The sequence below is a fragment of the Kribbella sp. NPDC055110 genome, assembly GCF_053607525.1.
Map to the genome: position 1 here is coordinate 284,275 of NZ_JBSGTS010000003.1, position 19,415 is coordinate 303,689.

At 69.3% G+C, this 19,415-nt stretch carries 17 protein-coding genes; 5 read left to right on the forward strand and 12 right to left on the reverse strand.

Annotated elements, in window-relative coordinates:
- Positions 1-147 precede the first annotated feature (147 nt).
- From ACWF0M_RS07310 to ACWF0M_RS07320, 3 genes are read right to left on the reverse strand one after another with little or no spacing between them, the layout of a single operon-like run.
- Positions 148-1,227, reverse strand: a complete 1,080-nt coding sequence (locus tag ACWF0M_RS07310; protein WP_452234748.1) for a hemolysin family protein — start codon at positions 1,225-1,227, stop codon at positions 148-150.
- On the reverse strand, positions 1,224-2,561 hold the full coding sequence (locus ACWF0M_RS07315) for a hemolysin family protein (protein ID WP_452234749.1): 1,338 nt from the start codon (positions 2,559-2,561) through the stop codon (positions 1,224-1,226). Before ACWF0M_RS07315 ends, ACWF0M_RS07310 begins: the two co-directional genes overlap by 4 nt.
- A gap of 9 nt (positions 2,562-2,570) precedes the next feature.
- Positions 2,571-3,407: an SDR family NAD(P)-dependent oxidoreductase gene (locus tag ACWF0M_RS07320; protein WP_452234750.1), complete on the reverse strand. Its 837-nt coding sequence runs from the start codon at positions 3,405-3,407 to the stop codon at positions 2,571-2,573.
- 70 nt (positions 3,408-3,477) lie between these two features.
- Between ACWF0M_RS07320 and ACWF0M_RS07325 the strand changes: the two genes are divergently transcribed.
- Positions 3,478-4,401, forward strand: a complete 924-nt coding sequence (locus ACWF0M_RS07325; RefSeq protein ID WP_452234751.1) for a LysR family transcriptional regulator — start codon at positions 3,478-3,480, stop codon at positions 4,399-4,401.
- Here ACWF0M_RS07325 and tatA read toward each other — a convergent pair.
- A complete protein-coding gene (gene tatA, locus ACWF0M_RS07330; RefSeq protein WP_452234752.1) occupies positions 4,348-4,770 on the reverse strand; it encodes a twin-arginine translocase TatA/TatE family subunit in 423 nt (140 codons plus the stop codon). The two genes, ACWF0M_RS07325 and tatA, sit on opposite strands and share 54 nt — an antisense overlap.
- 42 nt (positions 4,771-4,812) lie before the next feature.
- On the opposite strand from tatA, the gene ACWF0M_RS07335 reads away from it, so the two are divergent.
- Together ACWF0M_RS07335 and ACWF0M_RS07340 are read left to right on the forward strand one after the other, a co-directional pair.
- Positions 4,813-5,511: a TIGR03089 family protein gene (locus tag ACWF0M_RS07335; RefSeq protein WP_452234753.1), complete on the forward strand. Its 699-nt coding sequence runs from the start codon at positions 4,813-4,815 to the stop codon at positions 5,509-5,511.
- A gap of 1 nt (position 5,512) precedes the next feature.
- Positions 5,513-6,301, forward strand: coding sequence for an SDR family NAD(P)-dependent oxidoreductase (locus tag ACWF0M_RS07340; RefSeq protein WP_452234754.1), 789 nt, complete (start codon positions 5,513-5,515; stop codon positions 6,299-6,301).
- Here the strand turns inward: ACWF0M_RS07340 and ACWF0M_RS07345 are convergent.
- The 6 genes from ACWF0M_RS07345 to ACWF0M_RS07370 form a co-directional block, all read right to left on the reverse strand.
- Positions 6,276-9,488, reverse strand: coding sequence for an AAA family ATPase (locus ACWF0M_RS07345; protein ID WP_452234755.1), 3,213 nt, complete (start codon positions 9,486-9,488; stop codon positions 6,276-6,278). The genes ACWF0M_RS07340 and ACWF0M_RS07345 overlap by 26 nt on opposite strands.
- Before the next feature lie 28 nt (positions 9,489-9,516).
- Positions 9,517-9,936, reverse strand: coding sequence for a cyclic nucleotide-binding domain-containing protein (locus ACWF0M_RS07350; protein WP_452234756.1), 420 nt, complete (start codon positions 9,934-9,936; stop codon positions 9,517-9,519).
- Between the two features lie 92 nt (positions 9,937-10,028).
- Positions 10,029-10,982: a UDP-glucose 4-epimerase GalE gene (gene galE, locus ACWF0M_RS07355; RefSeq protein WP_452234757.1), complete on the reverse strand. Its 954-nt coding sequence runs from the start codon at positions 10,980-10,982 to the stop codon at positions 10,029-10,031.
- A gap of 61 nt (positions 10,983-11,043) precedes the next feature.
- A complete protein-coding gene (locus tag ACWF0M_RS07360; RefSeq protein WP_452234758.1) occupies positions 11,044-11,676 on the reverse strand; it encodes a class I SAM-dependent methyltransferase in 633 nt (210 codons plus the stop codon).
- A gap of 196 nt (positions 11,677-11,872) precedes the next feature.
- Positions 11,873-13,963: a spermine/spermidine synthase domain-containing protein gene (locus ACWF0M_RS07365; RefSeq protein ID WP_452234759.1), complete on the reverse strand. Its 2,091-nt coding sequence runs from the start codon at positions 13,961-13,963 to the stop codon at positions 11,873-11,875.
- 78 nt (positions 13,964-14,041) lie between these two features.
- The gene (locus ACWF0M_RS07370) at positions 14,042-14,875 is read right to left on the reverse strand and encodes a S1 family peptidase (RefSeq protein WP_452234760.1); all 834 of its coding nucleotides are present in this window, start codon (positions 14,873-14,875) and stop codon (positions 14,042-14,044) included.
- A 247-nt stretch (positions 14,876-15,122) separates the two neighbouring features.
- Here ACWF0M_RS07370 and ACWF0M_RS07375 point away from each other — a divergent pair, with 247 nt between their 5' ends.
- Positions 15,123-16,607: an LCP family protein gene (locus tag ACWF0M_RS07375; RefSeq protein WP_452234761.1), complete on the forward strand. Its 1,485-nt coding sequence runs from the start codon at positions 15,123-15,125 to the stop codon at positions 16,605-16,607.
- A 6-nt stretch (positions 16,608-16,613) separates the two neighbouring features.
- Positions 16,614-17,618 carry a glycosyltransferase family 2 protein gene (locus tag ACWF0M_RS07380; RefSeq protein ID WP_452234762.1) on the forward strand — a complete coding sequence of 335 codons (1,005 nt, stop codon included), beginning with the start codon at positions 16,614-16,616 and terminating at the stop codon, positions 17,616-17,618.
- On the opposite strand, the gene ACWF0M_RS07385 is transcribed toward ACWF0M_RS07380, so the two are convergent.
- Both ACWF0M_RS07385 and ACWF0M_RS07390 read right to left on the reverse strand, forming a co-directional pair.
- Positions 17,615-18,370: an ABC transporter ATP-binding protein gene (locus ACWF0M_RS07385; protein WP_452234763.1), complete on the reverse strand. Its 756-nt coding sequence runs from the start codon at positions 18,368-18,370 to the stop codon at positions 17,615-17,617. The genes ACWF0M_RS07380 and ACWF0M_RS07385 overlap by 4 nt on opposite strands.
- The gene (locus ACWF0M_RS07390) at positions 18,357-19,238 is read right to left on the reverse strand and encodes an ABC transporter permease (protein ID WP_452234764.1); all 882 of its coding nucleotides are present in this window, start codon (positions 19,236-19,238) and stop codon (positions 18,357-18,359) included. The genes ACWF0M_RS07385 and ACWF0M_RS07390 overlap by 14 nt, the downstream gene beginning before the upstream one ends.
- Positions 19,239-19,415 lie beyond the last annotated feature (177 nt).

Genomic DNA, 19,415 nt, shown 5'->3' on the forward strand with positions numbered 1-19,415 from the left:
CAGGTCGCGCGGTGCAGGTCGCGCGGTGCAGGTCGCGCGGTGCAGGTCGCGCGGTGCAGGTCGCGCGGTGCAGGTCGCGCGGTGCAGGTCGCGCGGTGCAGGTCGCGCGAGGTGGGTCGCGCGAGGTGGGGGTGGGGTGGGGTGGGGTTAGTTGGGTGGGGTGGGGTGGGTGGCGGTGATTATGGGGTCGGTTTCGTCGTCGAATTCGCCGATTACTTCTTCTAGGAGGTCCTCTAGGGCTACTACGCCGATTGCGGTGTTGCCGCCGCAGACGACTGCTAGTTGGGCGCGTTCGTCGCGCATGGTGCGGATCGCCTTCGCTACCGGGGTGTTGTCGCCGAGTTCGAGGGCGACGGTCATCAGGTCCGAGGCGCGGCTGGTGGTGTCGCCGGCGGTGGTTACGCGGGCCGCGTCGCGGACGTGCACGATGCCGCAGATCCCGGTGGATCCGTCGGTGCGCGGGCCGACCACGGCGAGGCGGGAGTGGCCCTCGCGGCGGCTGGTCAGCTCGACCTCGCGGGCCGACGCGGACGCCGGGACCGTGGACAGTTCGGCGAGCGGTGTCATGACCTGGCCGACGGTGGTGTTCTGCAACGCGAGCATCGCGGTGAGCAGTTCGTGCTCGGGTTGTTCGAGGGTTCCGTGTTCGCGCGAGGACTCGATCAGCAGCCGCAGCTCGTCCGGGCCGTGTGCGTTGGCGATCTCGTTCTGCGGCGTCACGCCGACCAGCCGGACGCACAGGTTGGCGATCCAGTTGAGAACGCTCAGCAGCGGGCGGAACACGTAGGTGAACCCGCGGAACGGCAACGCCAGCGCGAGCGCCGCTCGTTCGGGGTTGCTGATCGCCCACGACTTCGGCGCCATCTCGCCGAGCAGGACGTGCAGCAGACCGATCCCGGCGACGGCGATGATCAGCGCGATCACATGCCCGACACCTTCCGGGATATGCGCCAGCTCGAAGAGCGGATGCAGCAGATGCGCGACAGCCGGTTCGCTCAGCGAGCCAAGGCCCAGCGTACACAACGTGATCCCGAGCTGTGCGCCCGCGAGCATCAAGGACAGCTCGCTGACGCCGGCGATCGCGGCGCGGGCCGAGCGGCTGCCGGACGCCGCCGCCTCCTCGAGCCGGTGCCGTTTGGACGCGACCAACGCGAACTCGGCGGCCACGAAGAACCCGTTCAACGCCAGCAGTACGGCGGAGATGATCAGAGCGAGCGTCGTACTCATGCGACCCGCTCCATCACGACGATGCCCGGCACCCGGCGTTCGATGGTCTGCACCGTGAGACGCACGTACTCGGGCGGAACCGGCCGCCCGTCGTGGTCGATCCGGTGCGGCAACTCGATGACGAGCGAGTCACCGATGTCCGGGATCCGGCCGAGCCGCGCCATCACCAGCCCGGACACCGTCTCGTAGTCGTCGCTCTCCGGCAGCTGTACGCCGGTCGCCTCGGCGACCTCGTCGACCCGCCACCGAGCAGGCAACACCCACGACCCGTCGCCGCCCTGCACCGGCCCGGTCTCCGGCAGGTCGTCCTCGTCGCGGATCTCGCCGACCAGCTCCTCGGCGATGTCCTCGAGCGTCACGATGCCCGCGAACCCGCCGTACTCGTCGACGACGATCGCCAACTGCCGGCGCGCGACCCGCAGCCGATCCAGGACACCCGGCAGTGGCAGCGTCGACGGTACGGCGACCGGCGGCGACGCCAGCGAGCCGACGGCGATCGTTGCACGGTCGGCCGGTTCGAGCTCGACCACCTCGCCGATCGCGACCACACCGATCACCTCGTCGACCGAGGCCCCGATCACCGGGAACCTGCTGTGCCCGGTGTCCTGCAGCTCGACGACCCGGGTCAGCGGCGCGTCGCGGTGCACGGTGACCACGTCGACCCGCGGGACCATCGCCTCGCCGGCGGTCCGGCCGCGGAAGTCGAGGCCGCGGTCCAGCAGCCGCATCGTGTCCTCGTCCAGCAGGCCCTGCTCGTACGACGTCTCGATGATCCGGTCGAGCTCCTGCGCGGTCGCGCCCTGCGGCAGTTCCTCGACCGGCTCGATGCCGACGCGGCGGAGGATCCGGTTCGAGGCCGAGTCGAACAGGTGGATCAGCGGACCGGCGACGGTCAGGTACAGCAGTGTCGAGCGGGCCAGCCGGAGCGCGATGGCCTCGGACTTCGCGATCGCCAGGTTCTTCGGTGCCAGTTCGCCGAGCACCATCTGGATGATCGTTGCCAGCAGCAACGCCAGGATCACCGAGACCGACCTGCTCACAGCCTCCGGTACGTCGGCCGCGCCGAGTACGTTCTCGAGGCCTTCACCGAGGTACGGCTCGGCGAAGTACCCGGCGAGCAGGGCGGTGATCGTGATGCCGACCTGCGCTCCGGACAGGACGAACGACAGTCGCCCGGTGACTTTCAGCGCTCGCGCCGCGGCCGTGTTCCCATCCTCGGCCAGCGTCCGCAGGCGGCTCCGGTCGACAGCGACGTACGCGAATTCCTGGGAGACGAAGTAGCCGGTGGCGATGGTCAGCACCAGGATCAGGCCCAGGCCGGCCAGGATCAGCATGCGATGAGCTTACCGAGGAACAGACGCCTTCCAGGCGACCACCTGACCGTCGCGGACCAGCTCGCCGTACTGGGCCGGGTCGACGTGGTCGGTCAGGATCAGGTCGGCGATCGGTACGACGGCATCGGCCGGCGACTTCGCCTGGCTGAAGTCGTCGAACCACGGACGGGACGCGCGCGTGTCGACGAGCCCCGGGCAGACGGACGCGACCAGGGTGTTCTCGGCGAGATCCCGCTCCCGTCGCTCGGCCGCGACCGCACGTACCGCCGCGACCTGCGCCACCTTCGACGGGAGGTTGATCCATTCCGGCCAGCCCTGCGCCTGCGCCGTACCGTCGTGGACCGCCGTCCGCCACTCCTCCACGACCTTCTCGACGTCCTCCAGCGAGGCCCCGTCGAACCGTCCCCACAGGTGCTCCGGCAACTGCTCCAGCGTCCCGAGCGAGCTGGCGACGACGATCAGCCGTCCCCCAGGCCGCAGGATCGGCCCGAACGCCCGGAGCATGTACTGCGCGCCGAGGTTCGCCACGTTGACGAACTCGTCAACCTGTTCCACGGGCGTCGCCCCAGGCTCCAACGGCCCGACCGCGTTGGACACCACGATGTCCACGGCCTCCAGTTCGGCTGCCAGCCGCCGTACAGCGTCCCCGTCGGTCACGTCCAGCGCGCGCCCTTCGACCCGCGCCCTTCCTTCCACTCGAGCTGCCGCGGCCGCGACCCGCTCCGGATTCCGGCCGGTGAGCAGGACCAAGTCCTCCGGGTTCATCCGCTGTGCGAGCTCTTCCACCAGTGCATATCCGATGCCTTGGTTCGCGCCGGTGACCAAGGCGATGCGTTGTTCTGTCATGTGGCCAACGTAGGTCCGTGACCGGTATGACTCCAACGAAAGTTCCGCACACGTGGTATGCGTAGATGTCATGGACTTCACCGACGTCTCGCTGGTCGCGCTGCGCGTGTTCCGGGAGGTCGCCGAACGCGGCACGTTCACGGCCGCGGCCACCGCGCTCGGGTACACGCAGTCGGCCGTCTCCCGCCAGATCGCCACCCTCGAACGCGCCGCCGGCAACCAGCTCCTCGAGCGCCGCCGCGAAGGCGTCGTCCTCACCGCCGCAGGACAGGTGGTACTCCGGAACGCTGCCACCGTCCTCGACCAGATCGACGCCACCGCCCGCGAACTGGCCGGCCTCCCGGTCGCGGGCGGGACCGTACGGCTGGGTTGGTTCCCGAGCGCCGGCGCGATCTTGTTGCCACGGGCAATCAGCGCGGTACGTCGGACGCACCCGGCGATCACCGTGACGACGCGGGAGGGATCCACGCCCGCGCTGGTCCGGGCGTTGCGGGCCGGGACGATCGATCTCGCGGTGATCGCGTCCGCTCCGCCGTTCCGGCCGCCGGACGCCGAGTCGCCCGCGTTGAGGCTGGAGACTCTCGCGGAGCGGAGCCTGCGGCTGGCGGTTCCGACCGGGCATCCGCTTGCGGCGCACGACTCGGTGGACGTCGCCGACCTGCGCGGTCAGCGGTGGATCGCCGGGCCGGCGTCGAGCAGTGAGCTGTGGATGGGGGTTTGGCCGGGGCTGGACGAGCGGCCGGTGATCGCGCACACGGTCCGCGACTGGCTCGCGAAGCTCCAATTGGTCGCGGCCGGCGCGGGGCTCACCACGATCTCCGCGTCGATGGCTTCCGCGGTGCCACCCGGTGTTCGGGTGGTCACGGTCCGGGGCGGGCCGCAGGAGTTACGCCGTACGATCCTCGCCCGGCTCCCTGGCAGACTCCCGGAGCCGACAGCCCTACTGGCCGCCGCCCTCCGAGCGGCCGCTCTCGAGGTCAACCCGCCCACCTGACCCGTCAACCGGTGCCTGCGGCGCGGGGTTGGAGACGGCAGCGCCCGTCGCGGGGGTGGAGGTCGCGGAACTCGTCGCGGGGGTGGGAGTCGCGGAACCCGTCGCGGGGGTGGGAGTCGCGGAACCCGTCGCGGGGGTGGGAGTCGCGGAATCCGTCGCGGGGGTGGGGGTCGCTGACGCCGGCGCTTGGGTGGCGGGCAGTTGGGTTGGGGGTTCGTCGTCGCCGTGGCGGGCCTTGTCGAACTCCTTCATCGCGCGGGCCGCGTTGCGGGTCAGCTCGGGGAGCTTCTTGGCGCCGAACAGCAGCACGACGATGACGAGGATGACGATCCATTCGCCGCCTTCGGGCAGCGCGAGCTGTGGCACCATGCCTCCAACGTACGTCGGCGCGCGAACCGTAGGCTGGGCCATATGTCACGAGTCCTGCCCGAGTTGTTCGCGGCCGCGGTCCGTCGGGACGGCGGCGCCCCGTTCCTCACCTACTACGACGACACGACCGGCGAACGGATCGAGCTCAGCGCGGTCACCACCGCGAACTGGGTCGCGAAGACCGCCAACCTGCTCGTCGACGAGTACGACCTGGAGCCGGGCGAAACCGTCGCGATCGGCCTGCCGCCGCACTGGCTCGGCGTGGTCTGGGCGCTGTCCACCTGGTCGGTCGGCGCAGCCCTCACCAGCGGCACCGGCACCCTCGCGATCACCGGTCCGGACTTCGCGATCCGCGGTGAGCGCGAGACCGTCGCCTCCGCGCTGCTCCCGCTCGGCGGACGCTTCCGCGAGCCGATTCCGGACGGCATCCAGGACTACGGGGCCGAGGTCTACAACCATCCGGACGTGTTCGTGCCGTTCGACCCGCCGACGCCGGCCTCCCCGGCGTACGACGACCTCACCCATGAGGACCTGATCGGTACGGCGGAACCGATCAGCGACCGCATCCTCACCGCACGCACCCTGACGGACCGCGACGGCCTGGGCCTGCTGGTCGGGGTGATCGCCGGAGGTGGTTCGATCGTGCTCTGCCGCAACCTGGACCCCAGCAAGGTGGAGCGCCGGGTCACGGACGAGAAGGTCGACCGAGTGCTCGACGGCATCGACGACGGGGAGGCATAACGTGCGGCGGTTCGAGGGAAAGGTTGCGCTGGTCACGGCAGCGGCGCAGGGCATCGGTGCGGCGGTCGCGCGGCGGCTGGCCGACGAAGGCGCGTCGGTGGTCGCGACCGATCTGCAGGAAGACAAGCTCGCCGAGGTCGCGCAAGGGATCGGCTCAAACGCGCTCGCCATCCGAGCCGACGTGACGAACCGGGACGACGTCGACGCGGCGGTCGCGGCCGCGGTCGAGCGGTTCGGTCGCCTGGACGTCGTGGTGAACAACGCCGGCGGGTGCATCGTGCGATCCGTGCCCGAGGATGCCACCGCCGAGGAGTGGCACGCGCAGCTGGACCTCACGCTGGTCGGCGCCTCGCGCTGCATCCAGGCCGCACTGCCGCAACTGGTGAAGAACCGTGGCAACGTGGTCACGATCAGCTCGGTGAACGGGATCGCTGCCTTCGGCAACGTCGAGTACTCCGCCGCCAAGGCCGGTCAGATCGCGATGACGGTCAACTACGCCGCCCGGTACGGCGAACTCGGCGTCCGGTTCAATGTGGTTGCCCCCGGCACCATTCGGACGCCGAACTGGGACAACCAGCCGGACACCCTGGAACGCTTCGGCAAGATGTACCCGCTCGGCCGCATCGGCGAGCCCGAGGACATCGCCGCCGCGGTCGCCTTCCTCGCCTCCGACGACGCCTCCTGGATCACCGGCCACACCCTCCCGGTAGAAGGCGGCGTCCTCACCGGTCCTGGCGTCCTCGACCTGACGACCTCAGGCCCCTTCAAGAAGGAGTATCCAGGGCTCTGAACAGCTGCTCGGCTTGTGCCAGGGCGCTCGGATCTCCTGTAGTGCGGTGCAGGCCGCGGAGCGCGTAGGCCTGTTCGAGTTTGTTGCCGAAGGCACCCCAGTCCGCGGCGGCGCGGGTGAACCCGGCGGCCGCGGCCTCGGTGTCGCCGCGGTGTTCGGCGAGCAGCGCCTGAGCCGTGGTCGCCGAGTACTCGCGCATCGGCAGCACCGGCTCCACGAAGTCCACGAGGACGGCCGCCGCCTCGGCGTGACCGGCGGCGAGTGCCGCGCGTACCAAGGACGGCAGGCGGACATCGAACTCGATGCTGCCGTGCAGACCGGCCAGCGAGGCGAGCAACTGCAGGATCTCCAGGACGCCGTCCCGGTCGCCGTCGCGCGCACGCGTCGTCGCCGCGGGCGAGGCCGCGACGGCGATCATGTCCGGCCAGCCCGCCTCCACCGCCAGCCGGTACGCCTCCTCGGCGTGATCGCGAGCGCCCGGAAGGCCGGCCTCGGCCTCCGCCACCGCCAACGCGCCGAGGACCTCGATGCGCCGCAGCAGGGTGAACGCCGGGGACGGCTGCTCGAGCTGGGCCCGGCACGCCGCGATCACCTCGGCCGACCGGCCGGTCTCGATCATCAACTGCAGGACGGTACAGCCGATCTGCTCCATCATCTCGGCCAACCGGCGCCGGGCGGAGAACTCGCGAGCCGCTTCCAGCTCGCCCAAGGCGACCACCGGCCCCTCGATCTGCCACAGCACCCAGCCGTAGTTCAGCCACGTCACCGCCGCATCGCGTCCCCGACCGCCCTCGAGCAGCGCGGTCAGCGCCTCCTTGACGTCGACCAGCCCACCGGTGTCACCCAGGCCGACCCGGGCGAGCCCGCGCGACTCCAGGGCCCGGAGCGGTACGGCGTACCCCTGCTCGGTCGCGATCCGCAGCGCGAAGTTCGCCGAGTCGATCGCCTCCTGATAGCGGCTCGCGACCACCCGGATGCTCGCCTGGCCCGACAGCAGCAGCGCCAGGTCCTCGCTCGGCCCGAGCGCCTCGAGCATTCCGACCGCCCGGTCGACCGTCGCCAGGCTCTCCTCCATGTTGCTCAGCGAGTACGTCGATGCGCGTAAGGCGAGCGCGACGCCGCGGATGTCCCCGATCGCCTCGAATCCGGCGATCGCCTCGAGGTACGCCGCCTGGGCGTCGTCGAGGCGGCCCGCCTGGAAAGCCGCCCAGCCCCAGCGCAGCAGGACCGTGGGACGTTCCGGATCGCCGGCCGGGCTCAGGGCCAGCGCGCGGTCGAGCAGGGCGAGCGCCTCGTTGGTGTCGAGGTCCATCGCCAGTTCCGCGGCCATCAGCTGGTACTCCCGCGCCCGGGGAGCGATCGCCGTGGCCGCATCCGGGTCGCCCAGTGCTGCGGCAAGGTCCAGGGCCGTGCTGAGGTGGTAGGCGATCAGGTTCGGCGTCTCGGCCTGACAGGCAGCGCAACGCAGCTCGAGCCAGTCGGCGGCGGCGAGGTGCCGCGCCGACCGAGCCGCCCGCGGCACCTGGCTGTAGGCGACGTCCCGGGTCAGCGCATGCCAGAAGGCGTACTCGCGCTGGCCGAGCATCGACGACCGCCGGACCGGACGCACCAACTCCTTGCGGGCCAGTTCCTGCAGCGCCTGGACCACCTCGCCCGGATCACGGTCGGACAGCGCCGCCACGGCTTCGGCCCAGAACACCGGCCCGATCACGGCGGCGTCCGCGAGCAGGGCCTTGCGGTCCGGCTCCAGGGTGTCCAGGCGGGCCGCGATCAGCGCCGCGATGCCGATCGGCAGGTCGGCCGAGCCCGCCTGGTCCGGGCCGCAGTCATTCACGACCCGGGCGAGTTCCTCGGCGTACAAGGGGTTGCCGTCGGCTCGGCGTACCAGCTGGCGACGCGTCTCGTCCGGGACGTCCTGACCGGCGAACATCCCGGTCAGGAGTTGATCGGTCTCGTCCGCGGTGAGCGGCGAGACGCCCAGAGTGAGGGAGTTCTGTACGCCGCGGGTCCATTGCGGCCCGCGTTCGAGCAGTTCGGGGCGGGCGGTGACGACGACCATCAGCGGCAGGTCGGTCAGCCATTCGGCCAGGTGATCGACGAAGGCGAGCATCGCGTCCGTCGCCCAGTGCAGATCCTCGAGAACCAGGACCACGGGCGACTGCTCGGCGAACGACTCCAGCAGTTGCCGCCAGGCCGCGAACGATTCCTCCTGGGTCGCCGACCCCGGTTGAGCGGACCGATCGGCGCCGACCAACGGCCCGACCCGGGCCCGCAGCCACGCACGGTCCGCGCCGTCCGGCACGATCGCGTCGAGCTTTGCCACGGCCTGCGCCGGCGGGTCGGTGTCCAGGATCCCGGCCTGGACCTTGAAGATCTCGGCGACCGGCCCGAACGGCGTCTCGCCGTACGGCAGCGACCGGCCTTCGCGCCAGGTGACGAGCTCGTCGTGCTGATCCAGCCAGGCGCCGAACTCCGCGACCAGGCGCGACTTGCCGATACCCGGCTCGCCGAGCAGCGTGACGAACTGCGGCACCCGCTCTGCGAGGGCCTTCTCGAACGCCGTGCACAGCAAGGTCAGATCGCGCTGCCGGCCGACCATCGGCGTACTGAGGTCGCGGATGACGTCCGTACCGAAGCGGGCTCGCGGCGAGCCGGCCTGCCAGCGTTCGACCGGACGGCTGATTCCCTTGGCCGCAACGGGTTCCAGCGCGTCGTACCCGAAGACGCGACTCGTCGCCTCGTGGGTGCCGTGCCCGACGACGACCGCGCCGATCGGCGCGGAGGACTGCAGGCGGGCGGCAAGGTTGACCACCATGCCGGTGATGAACGGCTCGCCGAGCTCGGGGCGCGCGGTCAGCTGGACCAGCGCTTCACCGGTCTCGATGCCGATCCGGACCTCCAGCGGCCCGTCCGGCAGCATCCGCACCGCGTCGAGGATCGCCAAGGCTGCCCGGACCGCCCGTTCGGCGTCGTCCTCCCGGGACCGCGGTGCGCCGAAGACGGCCAGGATCGCGTCCCCGGCGAACTTCTCGACCGTCCCGCCGTACCGCTCGACCGTCTGCCGCAGGGTCGAGTGGTACGGCGCCAGCCAGCGCCGGACGTCCTCGGGGTCGGCGGACTCGGACGCGGTGGTGAAGCCGACGAGATCGCAGAACAGCACCGTGACGACCTTGCGCTCCTCGGTCATGGCGCCGCCCCCGGGCTGTCGGATCGGTTCAGCTTCCGGACTCGAGGCTGCGGATCCGGGCGGTCAGGGCCTTGAGCAGGGCCTGGGCGACCTCCGGGTTCTCCTTCACGACCGGCTCGAACGCGAGCGCGGACAGCGCGAACGTGGTCAGCCCGTCCGGTCCGGCCACCACGGTCGCGGACCGCGGCAGGCCGTCGATCAGCGAGACCTCGCCGAAGTAGCCCCCCACGCCCAGCGGCTCACGAACGACGCCGTTGACCTCCACGTCGGCCGAGCCTGCCAGCACCACCTGCAGGCCGGCGTCGTGCGCACCCTGCTCGACCACATGACTACCGGCCGGAACCTTCAGCGTGGTGCCACGCTCGATCAGGTCGGACAGCGTGTCCTTGGACAGCCCCTGGAAGAGGTCGATCTTCGCCAGGAACTGCGGCAGGCTCTCGTAACTCATGGATCGCACCCCTCGATCGGTGCCCGGTGCACGGGCAGCACAGTGAACTGCGCCAAAGGCTACAGCCGGTGCGGATCCTCGACCACGACCTCTTAACCCTTCGGCCAGGCCTCCCAGGCGGTGGCGAACATCTCGTCGACGGAAAACGTGTTCTGCCAGCCGAGGTCGCGGGCGGCCAGGTCACCGTTGGCTACGACGCGTGACGGGTCGCCAGGGCGGCGCGGGCCCTCGGTCGGGGTGAAGTCGATGCCCGTGACCCGGCGGGCGGCGTCCATGATCTGGCGGACCGACGTACCGGTGCCGCTGCCGAGGTTGTAGACGGGCTCGAGGGTCTTGCCGGCCTCGAGTGCGCGGGCGGCCGCGACATGGGCGCGGGCCAGGTCGGCGACGTGCACGTAGTCCTTGACCGACGTACCGTCCGGGGTCGGGTGGTCGGTGCCGTAGATCTGCGGCACCTTGCCCTGCGCGAGCAGGTCGCAGACGATCGGGAACAGGTTGTACGGCGACGCGTCGTACACCGTCGGGTCGCCGGACCCCACGACGTTGAAGTAGCGCAGCGACGTGTGGTGCAGCTCCGTCGCGGCCGCCTGGTCGCGGAGCAGCCACTCACCGATCAGCTTCGACTCGCCGTACGGCGACTGCGGGTCCGGCGCGGTGTCCTCCGTCACCACCTCGTCGCGAGGCGTCCCGTAGACACCGGCGCTGGACGAGAACACGAGGTTGCGGATCTCCTTGTCCGCCATCGCTTCGAGCAGCGACACCATCGCGGTCACGTTCTGCGTGTACGTGTGCAGCGGGCGCTGCACCGAGACCCCGGCGTACTTGAACCCCGCGAGATGTACGACGCCTTCGACACCCTCCAGCGCCTGGCGTACCGCCGTACCGTCCAGCAGGTTCGCCTGCACGAACGGCACCCCGTCCGGGACGAACTCCGCCTTCCCGCTCGACAGGTCGTCGATCACGACCACGTCGATCCCGTCGTCGCGGAAGGCGCGCACCACATGCGCCCCGATGTATCCGGCACCACCAGTCACTAGCCAAGTCATGCTTCAGATCCTGCCAGCAGAATCTGACCAGGACCCCGCAAACGGGCCGAATCTGTACCAACTAGCAGACAGTTGCCAGCCAGAAGTAAGCCAACTCGGTCCACTCCACCTCAGCCGGCGCGACCTGCACCGCAAACTCCTCCCGCGACGGAAAGTTCTTCAGCACGTCGAACGTGCGCCCGTCCGACAACTGCCTGGTCTGGTACGTGTCACCGTCGGCCGTCGCCCGGGTGATCGGATAGTTGCTGCCCTCCACGTACCGGTTGTCCGCGAGGATCACCACACCACCCGGCTCGACCCGCTCCCGCAGCCCCTCGATGAACCGCCGTACGTCGGCCCGCAGAACATGGGACCAGAAGAAGCCCGCGAAGATCGCGTCGAACCGCCCCTCGACCGCACCGAGGTCGTACGCGTCCGCGGTCCGGAACCGCACATCGGCCGAACCGTAGGAACGCGTCCGTGTGATGGCGAGCGGCTCCTCGTTGAAGTCCGTCGCGACCACGGACCGCGCCGTGCTCGCCAGCGCGGTCGTCCAATAGCCGGTGCCGGCGGCAACTTCCAGGACCGAACGGCCTTCGACGAGCGGTGGCAGGAGTGCCCGCAGACGGGCCAAGTCCTCCTGCCGTTCCGGCTTCTCGTACACCGCGTCGTACTCACCGGCACGCTCACGGTAGTAACCGGCAAGCTCGTCCATCTGCACAACCTCCGTGTTCGCGGAGGTCCGAGCGACCCAGACATCAGAACCTAGCAGCCCAAACCGGTTTGGGGAGTCCTACCTACCCGAATCGGGCAGCGACACTCCCCGGTCGAAGGCCCGAGGCGCCCCAAACCGGTTTGGGGCGGGTTGTCGAGCGCGCGGTCCGGCGGACGCGAACCTGCGGCGCGGGACGCTAGCTCCGCGTGACCGCGCGGAGTTTCGGCGTGAGGAGGAAGGCTCCGGCGTACAGGATGGCCGCGATGATCAGGAGGCCGTGGAAGCCGATGATCAGGGCGGCGTACTCGAGGCAGCCGCCGAGCATCGCGCCGAGCAGGTTCGCGCCGAAGGACGCCGTACCGTCGGCGGTGTCGGTGAACCGTTTCGCGAAGATCACGTTCGCCGCGAAGATCGGTAGGAACGCGATCAGTACGGCGACCAGCGCCCGCAACCCGACCGGCATCCCGAGCAGCCAGCTGTCCGGGAACACCCACGACAACGCGAGCCCGCCGAACAGTACGGCGAACATCACCTTGACCGGTGGTGTCTTGAACCGCCTGGTCACTTCGACCGCCGCGAGCACCGCCACCAGCACGCCGGCGAACACGATCGCGTTCACGACCCACGTCGTACCGAACAGCAACGCGAACCCGGTGATGCTCTTCGTCTCCAGCAGCATGAACCCGGCCCCGAGCAGGAACAGGTCCGCGTACGGGCGCATCCGCCGGTACGACGCACCGCCGCCGGCGATCCCGACGCCGACGAGACCGGCGACCAGGACCAACCCGAGCGTGATCAGGTAGAGCGAAGGGATCCGGTCCGTGAACAGGTACAGGAACGGCCGGTTGTCCGTCGCGGGCGGCGGAGTCTCCGCGCTCGCGCCGGGCCACTCGGCGGAACAGGTCTGGTCCTGCTCGGTCAGGCCGACCGTCACGACCGCCTGCTGCAGACCGTCGCCGATCTTGTCGACACACGGCTTGTGCCCGAAGGCCTGCTGCGCCGTCGACGCGAGCCGGTCGATCAGCCAGGTCTCGCGGTAGTAGTTGTACATCGCGAACGCGCCACCCGGGTTCAGGTGGTCACGCGCCGACTCGAATGCCTGCTGCGTGAACAGGTAGCTCTCCAGCCGCAGCGAGCTCGCGCCGTTGACCAGCGTCAGCGAGTCCGGCAGCGCCAGCAGGATCAGGTCGTACTTCTTGTCCGTCCGGGACAGGAACGCCCGCCCGTCGTCGATGTGCGAGCTCACCCGCGGGTCCTGGTACGGGTGGTCCGGGTGCAGTGCCTTGCCGAGGTCCCGGATCCGCGGGTCGATCTCGACCGCGTCGACGTGCTGCGCACCCTTCTTCAGCGCGATCGCGACGTCCGAACCGGAGCCCGCGCCGATAATCAGCACGTTCTTCGGCTGCTTGCCGGCGTTCGCCCGCTCGTACGGCAGCCCGTACTGCGGCTCCCACTGCAGGCGCGCGTCGGCCGGGATCGCCTGCTGGTGCGGTACGCCGTTCACCGTGATGGTCAGCAGCGGCACACCCTCCCAGGTGTACTGCTTCGTCTGCACCTTGTAGTACGGCGACCAACTGTTCTCGGCCTTCGTCGACTCCTTGAACAACACCCCGAGCATCACGAGCAGCGGCGCCAGCACCATCGCGGCGCTCAGCCCGGTAGCGACCAACCGCCGACCGGGCACCCCGGAGACCCGCGGGATCATCAGCACCGCGAAGACCACGGTGACGATCAGGCCCCACCAGATCGGCGGCGCGCCCAGGAACGACAGCCCGGTGAACGTGACGATCCCGATCAGCGAGCCGACCAGGTCGAACCGGTACGCCGTCAGTCGCGGAAGCTCCGCGAAACAACGGCCGACCAACTCGGCCGGACCGGCCAGCACCACGGCGGCCGCGATGAAGATGACCGGCAGGATCACCCAGACCGGCGGGCCGGTGGTGTTCAGGCTGGTGAAGTAGATGACGCTCGACGAGCTGCCGCGGTTGACCGTGACCGGCTTCCACGCGATCACCAGGACCAGCAGGCCGAGCATGATCGGCGAGTAGTACGGCAGCCGTTTCGCCCGGCCGGAGCGCAGTACGCCGATCCCGATCCCGAGGAACGAGCCGAGCAGCACGAAGTTCGAGAAGTAACTGAGATGGACGACGTTGGAACCGGTCCAGCGGATCAGCGCGAGCTCGACGAAGAGCATCAGCGCGCTGGACGCGATCAACCGCGTCCGAACACCGAACGGGCTCGGCCAACCGGTCGTGACGACGGGATCAGTAGCGGAGTCGACTGCCATGCGGGGCGACGTTACCGGATCGCCGGGTGTTCTGCGTCACCCCGCAAGGCATCGTGACAGAGGGTCAGTGGCAGCGGGTCAGCGGCGGCGGGCCGGCTTCGGGAGTTCGCAGCCGGACTTGTTCAGGTCGATGGCGCGGTTCGCGGTCAGGCAGGTGTAGAGCCACCAGGTCTGCTGGCCGTACGCCGCACCTTGTTCGACGGTGACGTTGCCGTCGGCGTCCACCTCGCACGGGTTGTTGACCGTGCATTGCTCGCCGTCCTCGTTCCCGGTGTTGTTGATGCCGATGACCTCACCGGTGGAGGTGCTGACCACGGGCGATCCCGACGTACCGCCGATCGTCTCGCAGCCCGGCTGCTGGTACTTGATCGAGTTCTGCCAGGTCCAGTCGCCCTCGCGGAGCTGCGGGATGGTGGCCTGCACCGAGCAGGTGTAGATGCGCTTCCAGTACCCCGACACCACGGCCAGGCCGGCGCCGTCCGCGGGGCCCTGCTTGGCCAGCGTGAGCGGGGACACGTTCAGGCGGCTCTTGATCGACGCGTAGGACTCGTTGACCTCGTACACGATCATGTCGGTCTTGGTCATCGTGCCGAACAGGATCTTGGCGGCGCGGACCGTACCGGCCCGGCTGGAGTCCGGCTTGAGCAGCGTGATCGAGCGCGTCGACGACTTGTTCACCAGGACCTGGCCGGGCTGCAGGAACCCGCCCTCGTAGCAGTGCCCGTTGGTGAGGACGAGCGCCTTGTCGGTGTCGACCGATTCGGCGTACCGGACGAGGGACGCGGAGCAGTTGCTCAGCGCGGCGATCCCGGTGAAGTCGGCGCCAGGCGCCGCTGCTTGGGCGGACGTGGTGCCGAGGAGCGATGTCGTCGCGACCGCTGTGGCGGCCAGGAGCGTACGGAACAGTTTCATGGGGGCGGTTTCCTCACTGGTTGTACGTAGAAGACTTCGTAACGCATCGATCCGCTGCGAACCATCACAGCTGTGTGAAGCAGGGTCAGGTCACGGGTTTTCCTGCGCTCCGTGTCAGGACTGCTACTCTTCGTCTCCGGATCCGCCCGGTCTCGAACCATCGCCCGCCCCGGCACGTCGTACCTGGTGACCAGGAACGACAAGGTACGGTCGGGAGAGCCCGCCCGGAGGAGAACGGAAGGACGTCATGCCGCAGGACAAGCCAGACCTGCGCAATCTTCGCGAGCCGGTCCGGTTCAAGCGGGCGCTGACGCTGCTGCTGATGACACTGGTCCTGCCGGGATCGGCGCAGATCGTCGCGGGCAGCAGAAAGACCGGCCGCTGGGTCTGGCGGGTGGTCGCCGGCCTCGTCGCCATCGTGATCTTCTTCGTGATCCTGGGCCTGATCTGGCGGTCCGGCACGATCAACATCCTGGCCCGCCCGGGCACGCTGCGGATCGTCCAGATACTGCTGATCCTGCTCGCGGTCGGCTGGGCCGTGCTGTTCGTGGACGCGTACCGGCTCGGTCAGCCGCTCACGCTGGAGCGCAATCACCGGCTGATGACCAGCATCATGGACGGCGTCCTGATCTTCGTCGTCGTCGGCGCCTTGATCTACGCGAGCGTGATCGTGAACACGCAGCGCGACTTCGTTGCCAGCGTGTTCGGCAGCGGGCAGAAGTCGAAGGCCGACAAGGGCCGCTACAACGTGCTGCTGATGGGCGGCGACTCCGGCGCGGACCGGATCGGCACCCGCCCGGACAGCATGACCGTAGCGAGTATCAACGCGAACACCGGCCGGACCGTGCTGATCGGCCTCCCGCGGAACCTGGCCAAGGTGCCGTTCCCGGCCGGTACGGCGATGGCGAAACAGTTCCCCGAGGGCTTCAAGTGGAACAAATGCGCCGCCGAGTGCCTGCTGAACGCGGTCTACACGTACGCCGTCAACCACAAGGCCCTGTTCCCGGGCGACGCGAACCCCGGTGAGACCGCGACGTCGCAGGCCATCGAGGCGGTCACCGGTCTGAAGCTGAACTACTACGTGCTGATCGACCTGGCCGGCTTCCGCGACCTGCTGAACGCGGTCGGCGGGATCACGCTGGACATCGGCAAGCGGGTCCCGATCGGCGGCGGCAGCTCGCCGATCAAGGGCTACATCGAGGCCGGCAAGAACCAGCACCTTGACGGGTACCACGCGCTCTGGTTCGCCCGTTCCCGGGCCGAGTCGTCGGACTACGAGCGGATGGCCCGGCAGAAGTGCGTGATGTCCGCGATGCTGAACCAGCTGTCCCCGCAGACCGTGCTGACCAAGTTCCAGGGCATCGCCTCGGCCAGCAAACAGGTGGTCAAGACCAACATCCCGGCCGGTGAACTGGGAACTTTCACGGATCTCGCGCTGGACGCGAAGAAGCTGCCGGTGTCAAGCTTCTCCGCGGTCCCGCCGTTGATCCACACCGGCGACCCGGACTTCGCCTTGATCCGGACCAAGGTCGCGGAGGCGATCGCGAAGTCCGAATCGCTGGACAAGGACGGCTCAGGAGGAGACGGTAAGACTTCGAGCACTCCGAGTAGCAGCAAGCCGACGAGCACTACGACGAAGAAGCCGAGCACCGGTACCACCAAGAAGCCCACCAGCTCACCGACCACACCCGCCGCCGGCGTCGACGACGTCGCATCGATCTGTAAGGCCTGACCTGATATGCCGCTGTCCCACTGGCCACCCGTGTCCGTCGTGATGCCCGTGCTGAACGAGGAACGCCATCTCGAGGAGGCGGTCGGCCGCGTCCTCGAGCAGGACTACCCCGGCAACCTGGAGGTCGTCCTGGCGATCGGCCCGGGCAAGGACCGGACCCAGGAGATCGCGGACAAGCTGGCCGAGAAGGATCACCGGATCAGCATCGTGCCGAACCCGACCGGCAAGACGCCGGCCGCGCTGAACGTCGGCATCGCGCACGCCAAGCACGACATCCTGGTCCGGGTCGACGGGCACGGCGCGCTCACCGACGGGTACATCACCCGCGCGGTCGAGGTGCTGGAGGAGAGCGGCGCGGACAACGTCGGCGGCGTGATGGCCGCCGAGGGCCGGACCCCGACCGAGATGGCGGTCGCCTGCGCGTACCGCTCCCGGCTGGGTCTGGGCGCGTCGACGTTCCACCAGGGCGGCAAGGCCGGCCCGGCCGACACCGTGTACCTCGGCGTGTTCCGGCGGGCCGCGCTGGAGCGGGTCGGCGGGTTCGACGAGACCATGCACCGCGCCCAGGACTGGGAGCTGAACTACCGGATCCGCAAGACCGGCGGCCTGATCTGGTTCAGCCCGGACCTGTCCGTCACGTACCGGCCGCGCTCGTCGCTGTCCGCGGTGGCGAAGCAGTTCTTCCACACCGGCCAGTGGCGCCGCGAGGTGATCCGCCGGCACCCGGAGACCGCCAGCAAGCGGTACCTGGCACCACCGGTCGCGGTCATCGCGCTGGCTGTCGGCACCATCCTCGGCATCATCGGCCTGGCCACCGGCATCAGCTGGCTGGACCTCGGCTTCCTGGCACCGGTCGGGTACGCCGTACTGCTCCTGGTCGGCTCCGCCGTCGAAGGCCGCTACCTGCCGTGGCGGGCACTGTTCTGGATGCCGCTGGTCTGCGCGACCATGCACGTCTCCTGGGGCCTCGGCTTCCTGATCGGCCTCCGGGAGAAGCCGAAGGCCGTCTAGCTCCTCGTCGACTTGATGTAGGCAGCGACGACCTCGTCGACCGGCCCGTCGAGCTTCAGGACGCCGGCGTCCAGCCAGAGGGCGCGGTTGCAGGTCTCCTGCACCACGTCCAGGCTGTGGCTGACCAGGAACACCGTGCCGGCCTGGTCGCGGAGCTCCTTGATCTTCCGCTCCGACCGGACCCGGAACTCGGCGTCGCCGGTGGCCAGCGCCTCGTCGACGAGCAGGATGTCGTGCGTCTTCGCGGACGCGATCGCGAACTTCAGCCGGGCCGCCATCCCGGAGGAGTACGTCGACATCGGCAGGTCGATGAAGTCGCCGATCCCGGAGAAGTCGACGATCTCGTCGTACCGGCGCTGGATCTCGGCGGCGGACATGCCCATCGCGAGGCAGCCGAGGACGACGTTGCGGTCGCCGGTGAGGTCGTTCATCATCGCCGCGTTGACGCCGAGCAGCGACGGCCGGCCGCCGGTGTAGACGGCTCCGGACGCGGGCGGCAGCAGGCCGGCGATCGCGCGCAGCATCGTCGACTTCCCGGAGCCGTTGCGCCCGATCACGCCGATCGCGTCACCCTTGTACGCCGTGAAGCTGACGCTCTTGACCGCGTGCACCTCGCGGATCGTCGGGCGGTCCTGGCGCTTCACGATCCGGCGCAGCGCGGTCGCCGCCGTACCCTTGCCGCCTTGCCCGGCGATCACCTTGTAGATGATGTCGAGCTGGTCGGCGATGACCGTTGGTTCAGCCTCGGCCATAGCGGTCCTCCGCCTGCCAGAAGTACCAGAATCCGGCCGCGAGCATGACGAACGACCAGACGATCGCGATCGACCAGGCGTGCGGCAACTGGTTCGGCCCGTGCTCCTCGAGCAACGACCGCCGGATGATGTCGATGTACGCCGAGATCGGGTTGAACGCGAGCACCTGGATCACCCAGCCCGGCGCGTCGACCTGGGTCAGCTTGGCCGGCAGCGAGAAGAAGATCCCGGACGCGTACAGCCAGGTGCGGGTGACGAACGGCAGCAGTTGCGTGATGTCGGAGACGAAGGTCCCGATCCGCGCGAACACCAGCGTGATCCCGATGTTGAACATGACCTGCAGCAGCATCGCCGGTACGACGAGCAGCCAGCTCCAGGCCGGTCCGTCGGTGAATCCGACGACCACGAACAGGATGCCGAGCGACACCAGCATCTGGTTCAGTTCGTTCAGCACGTAGGCGAGCGGGAGGGTCGCGCGCGGGAAGTGCAGCGTGCGGATCAGCGACAGGTTCAGCGCGAGTGAGCGCGAGCCTTCGGTCATGCAGCGTTGGGTGAACGTGAAGACGAAGATCCCGCTGAGCAGGAACGCGACGTAGTTGTCGATCCCGTTCTTCGTGCCGAGCAGGACCCCGAACGCCAGGTAGTAGACCGCCGCGTTCAGCAGCGGCGTCAGCACCTGCCAGATCGACCCGAGGCGCGCACCGGCGTACATCGCGTACGTGCGGGCGGCGGCGTAGCTGACGACGAACTGGCGACGGCTCCACAACTCGCGCAGGTACCCGCCGAGCGGTGGGCGGACGGAACTCTTGGACAGTCCGTAGCGTCGAGCCAGCGCAGCCGGATCGGTCGGCTCTACGGCGGTCGGCATTGCGCCAATGTACTGCGCTCCGTGACGCGCCCGTGACGCAGGTCAGGCCACTGTGGGTGTCTGATGGTTCCACGCCGTAGCGAGGAGGTGCTCGGTGCGGTGGCTCGGCGTGCGGGGGCGAAGGTCTCGATGCGGAGCATCGTGGCCTTTGCACCCGTGCGGCGAGGTGCCGTGCCG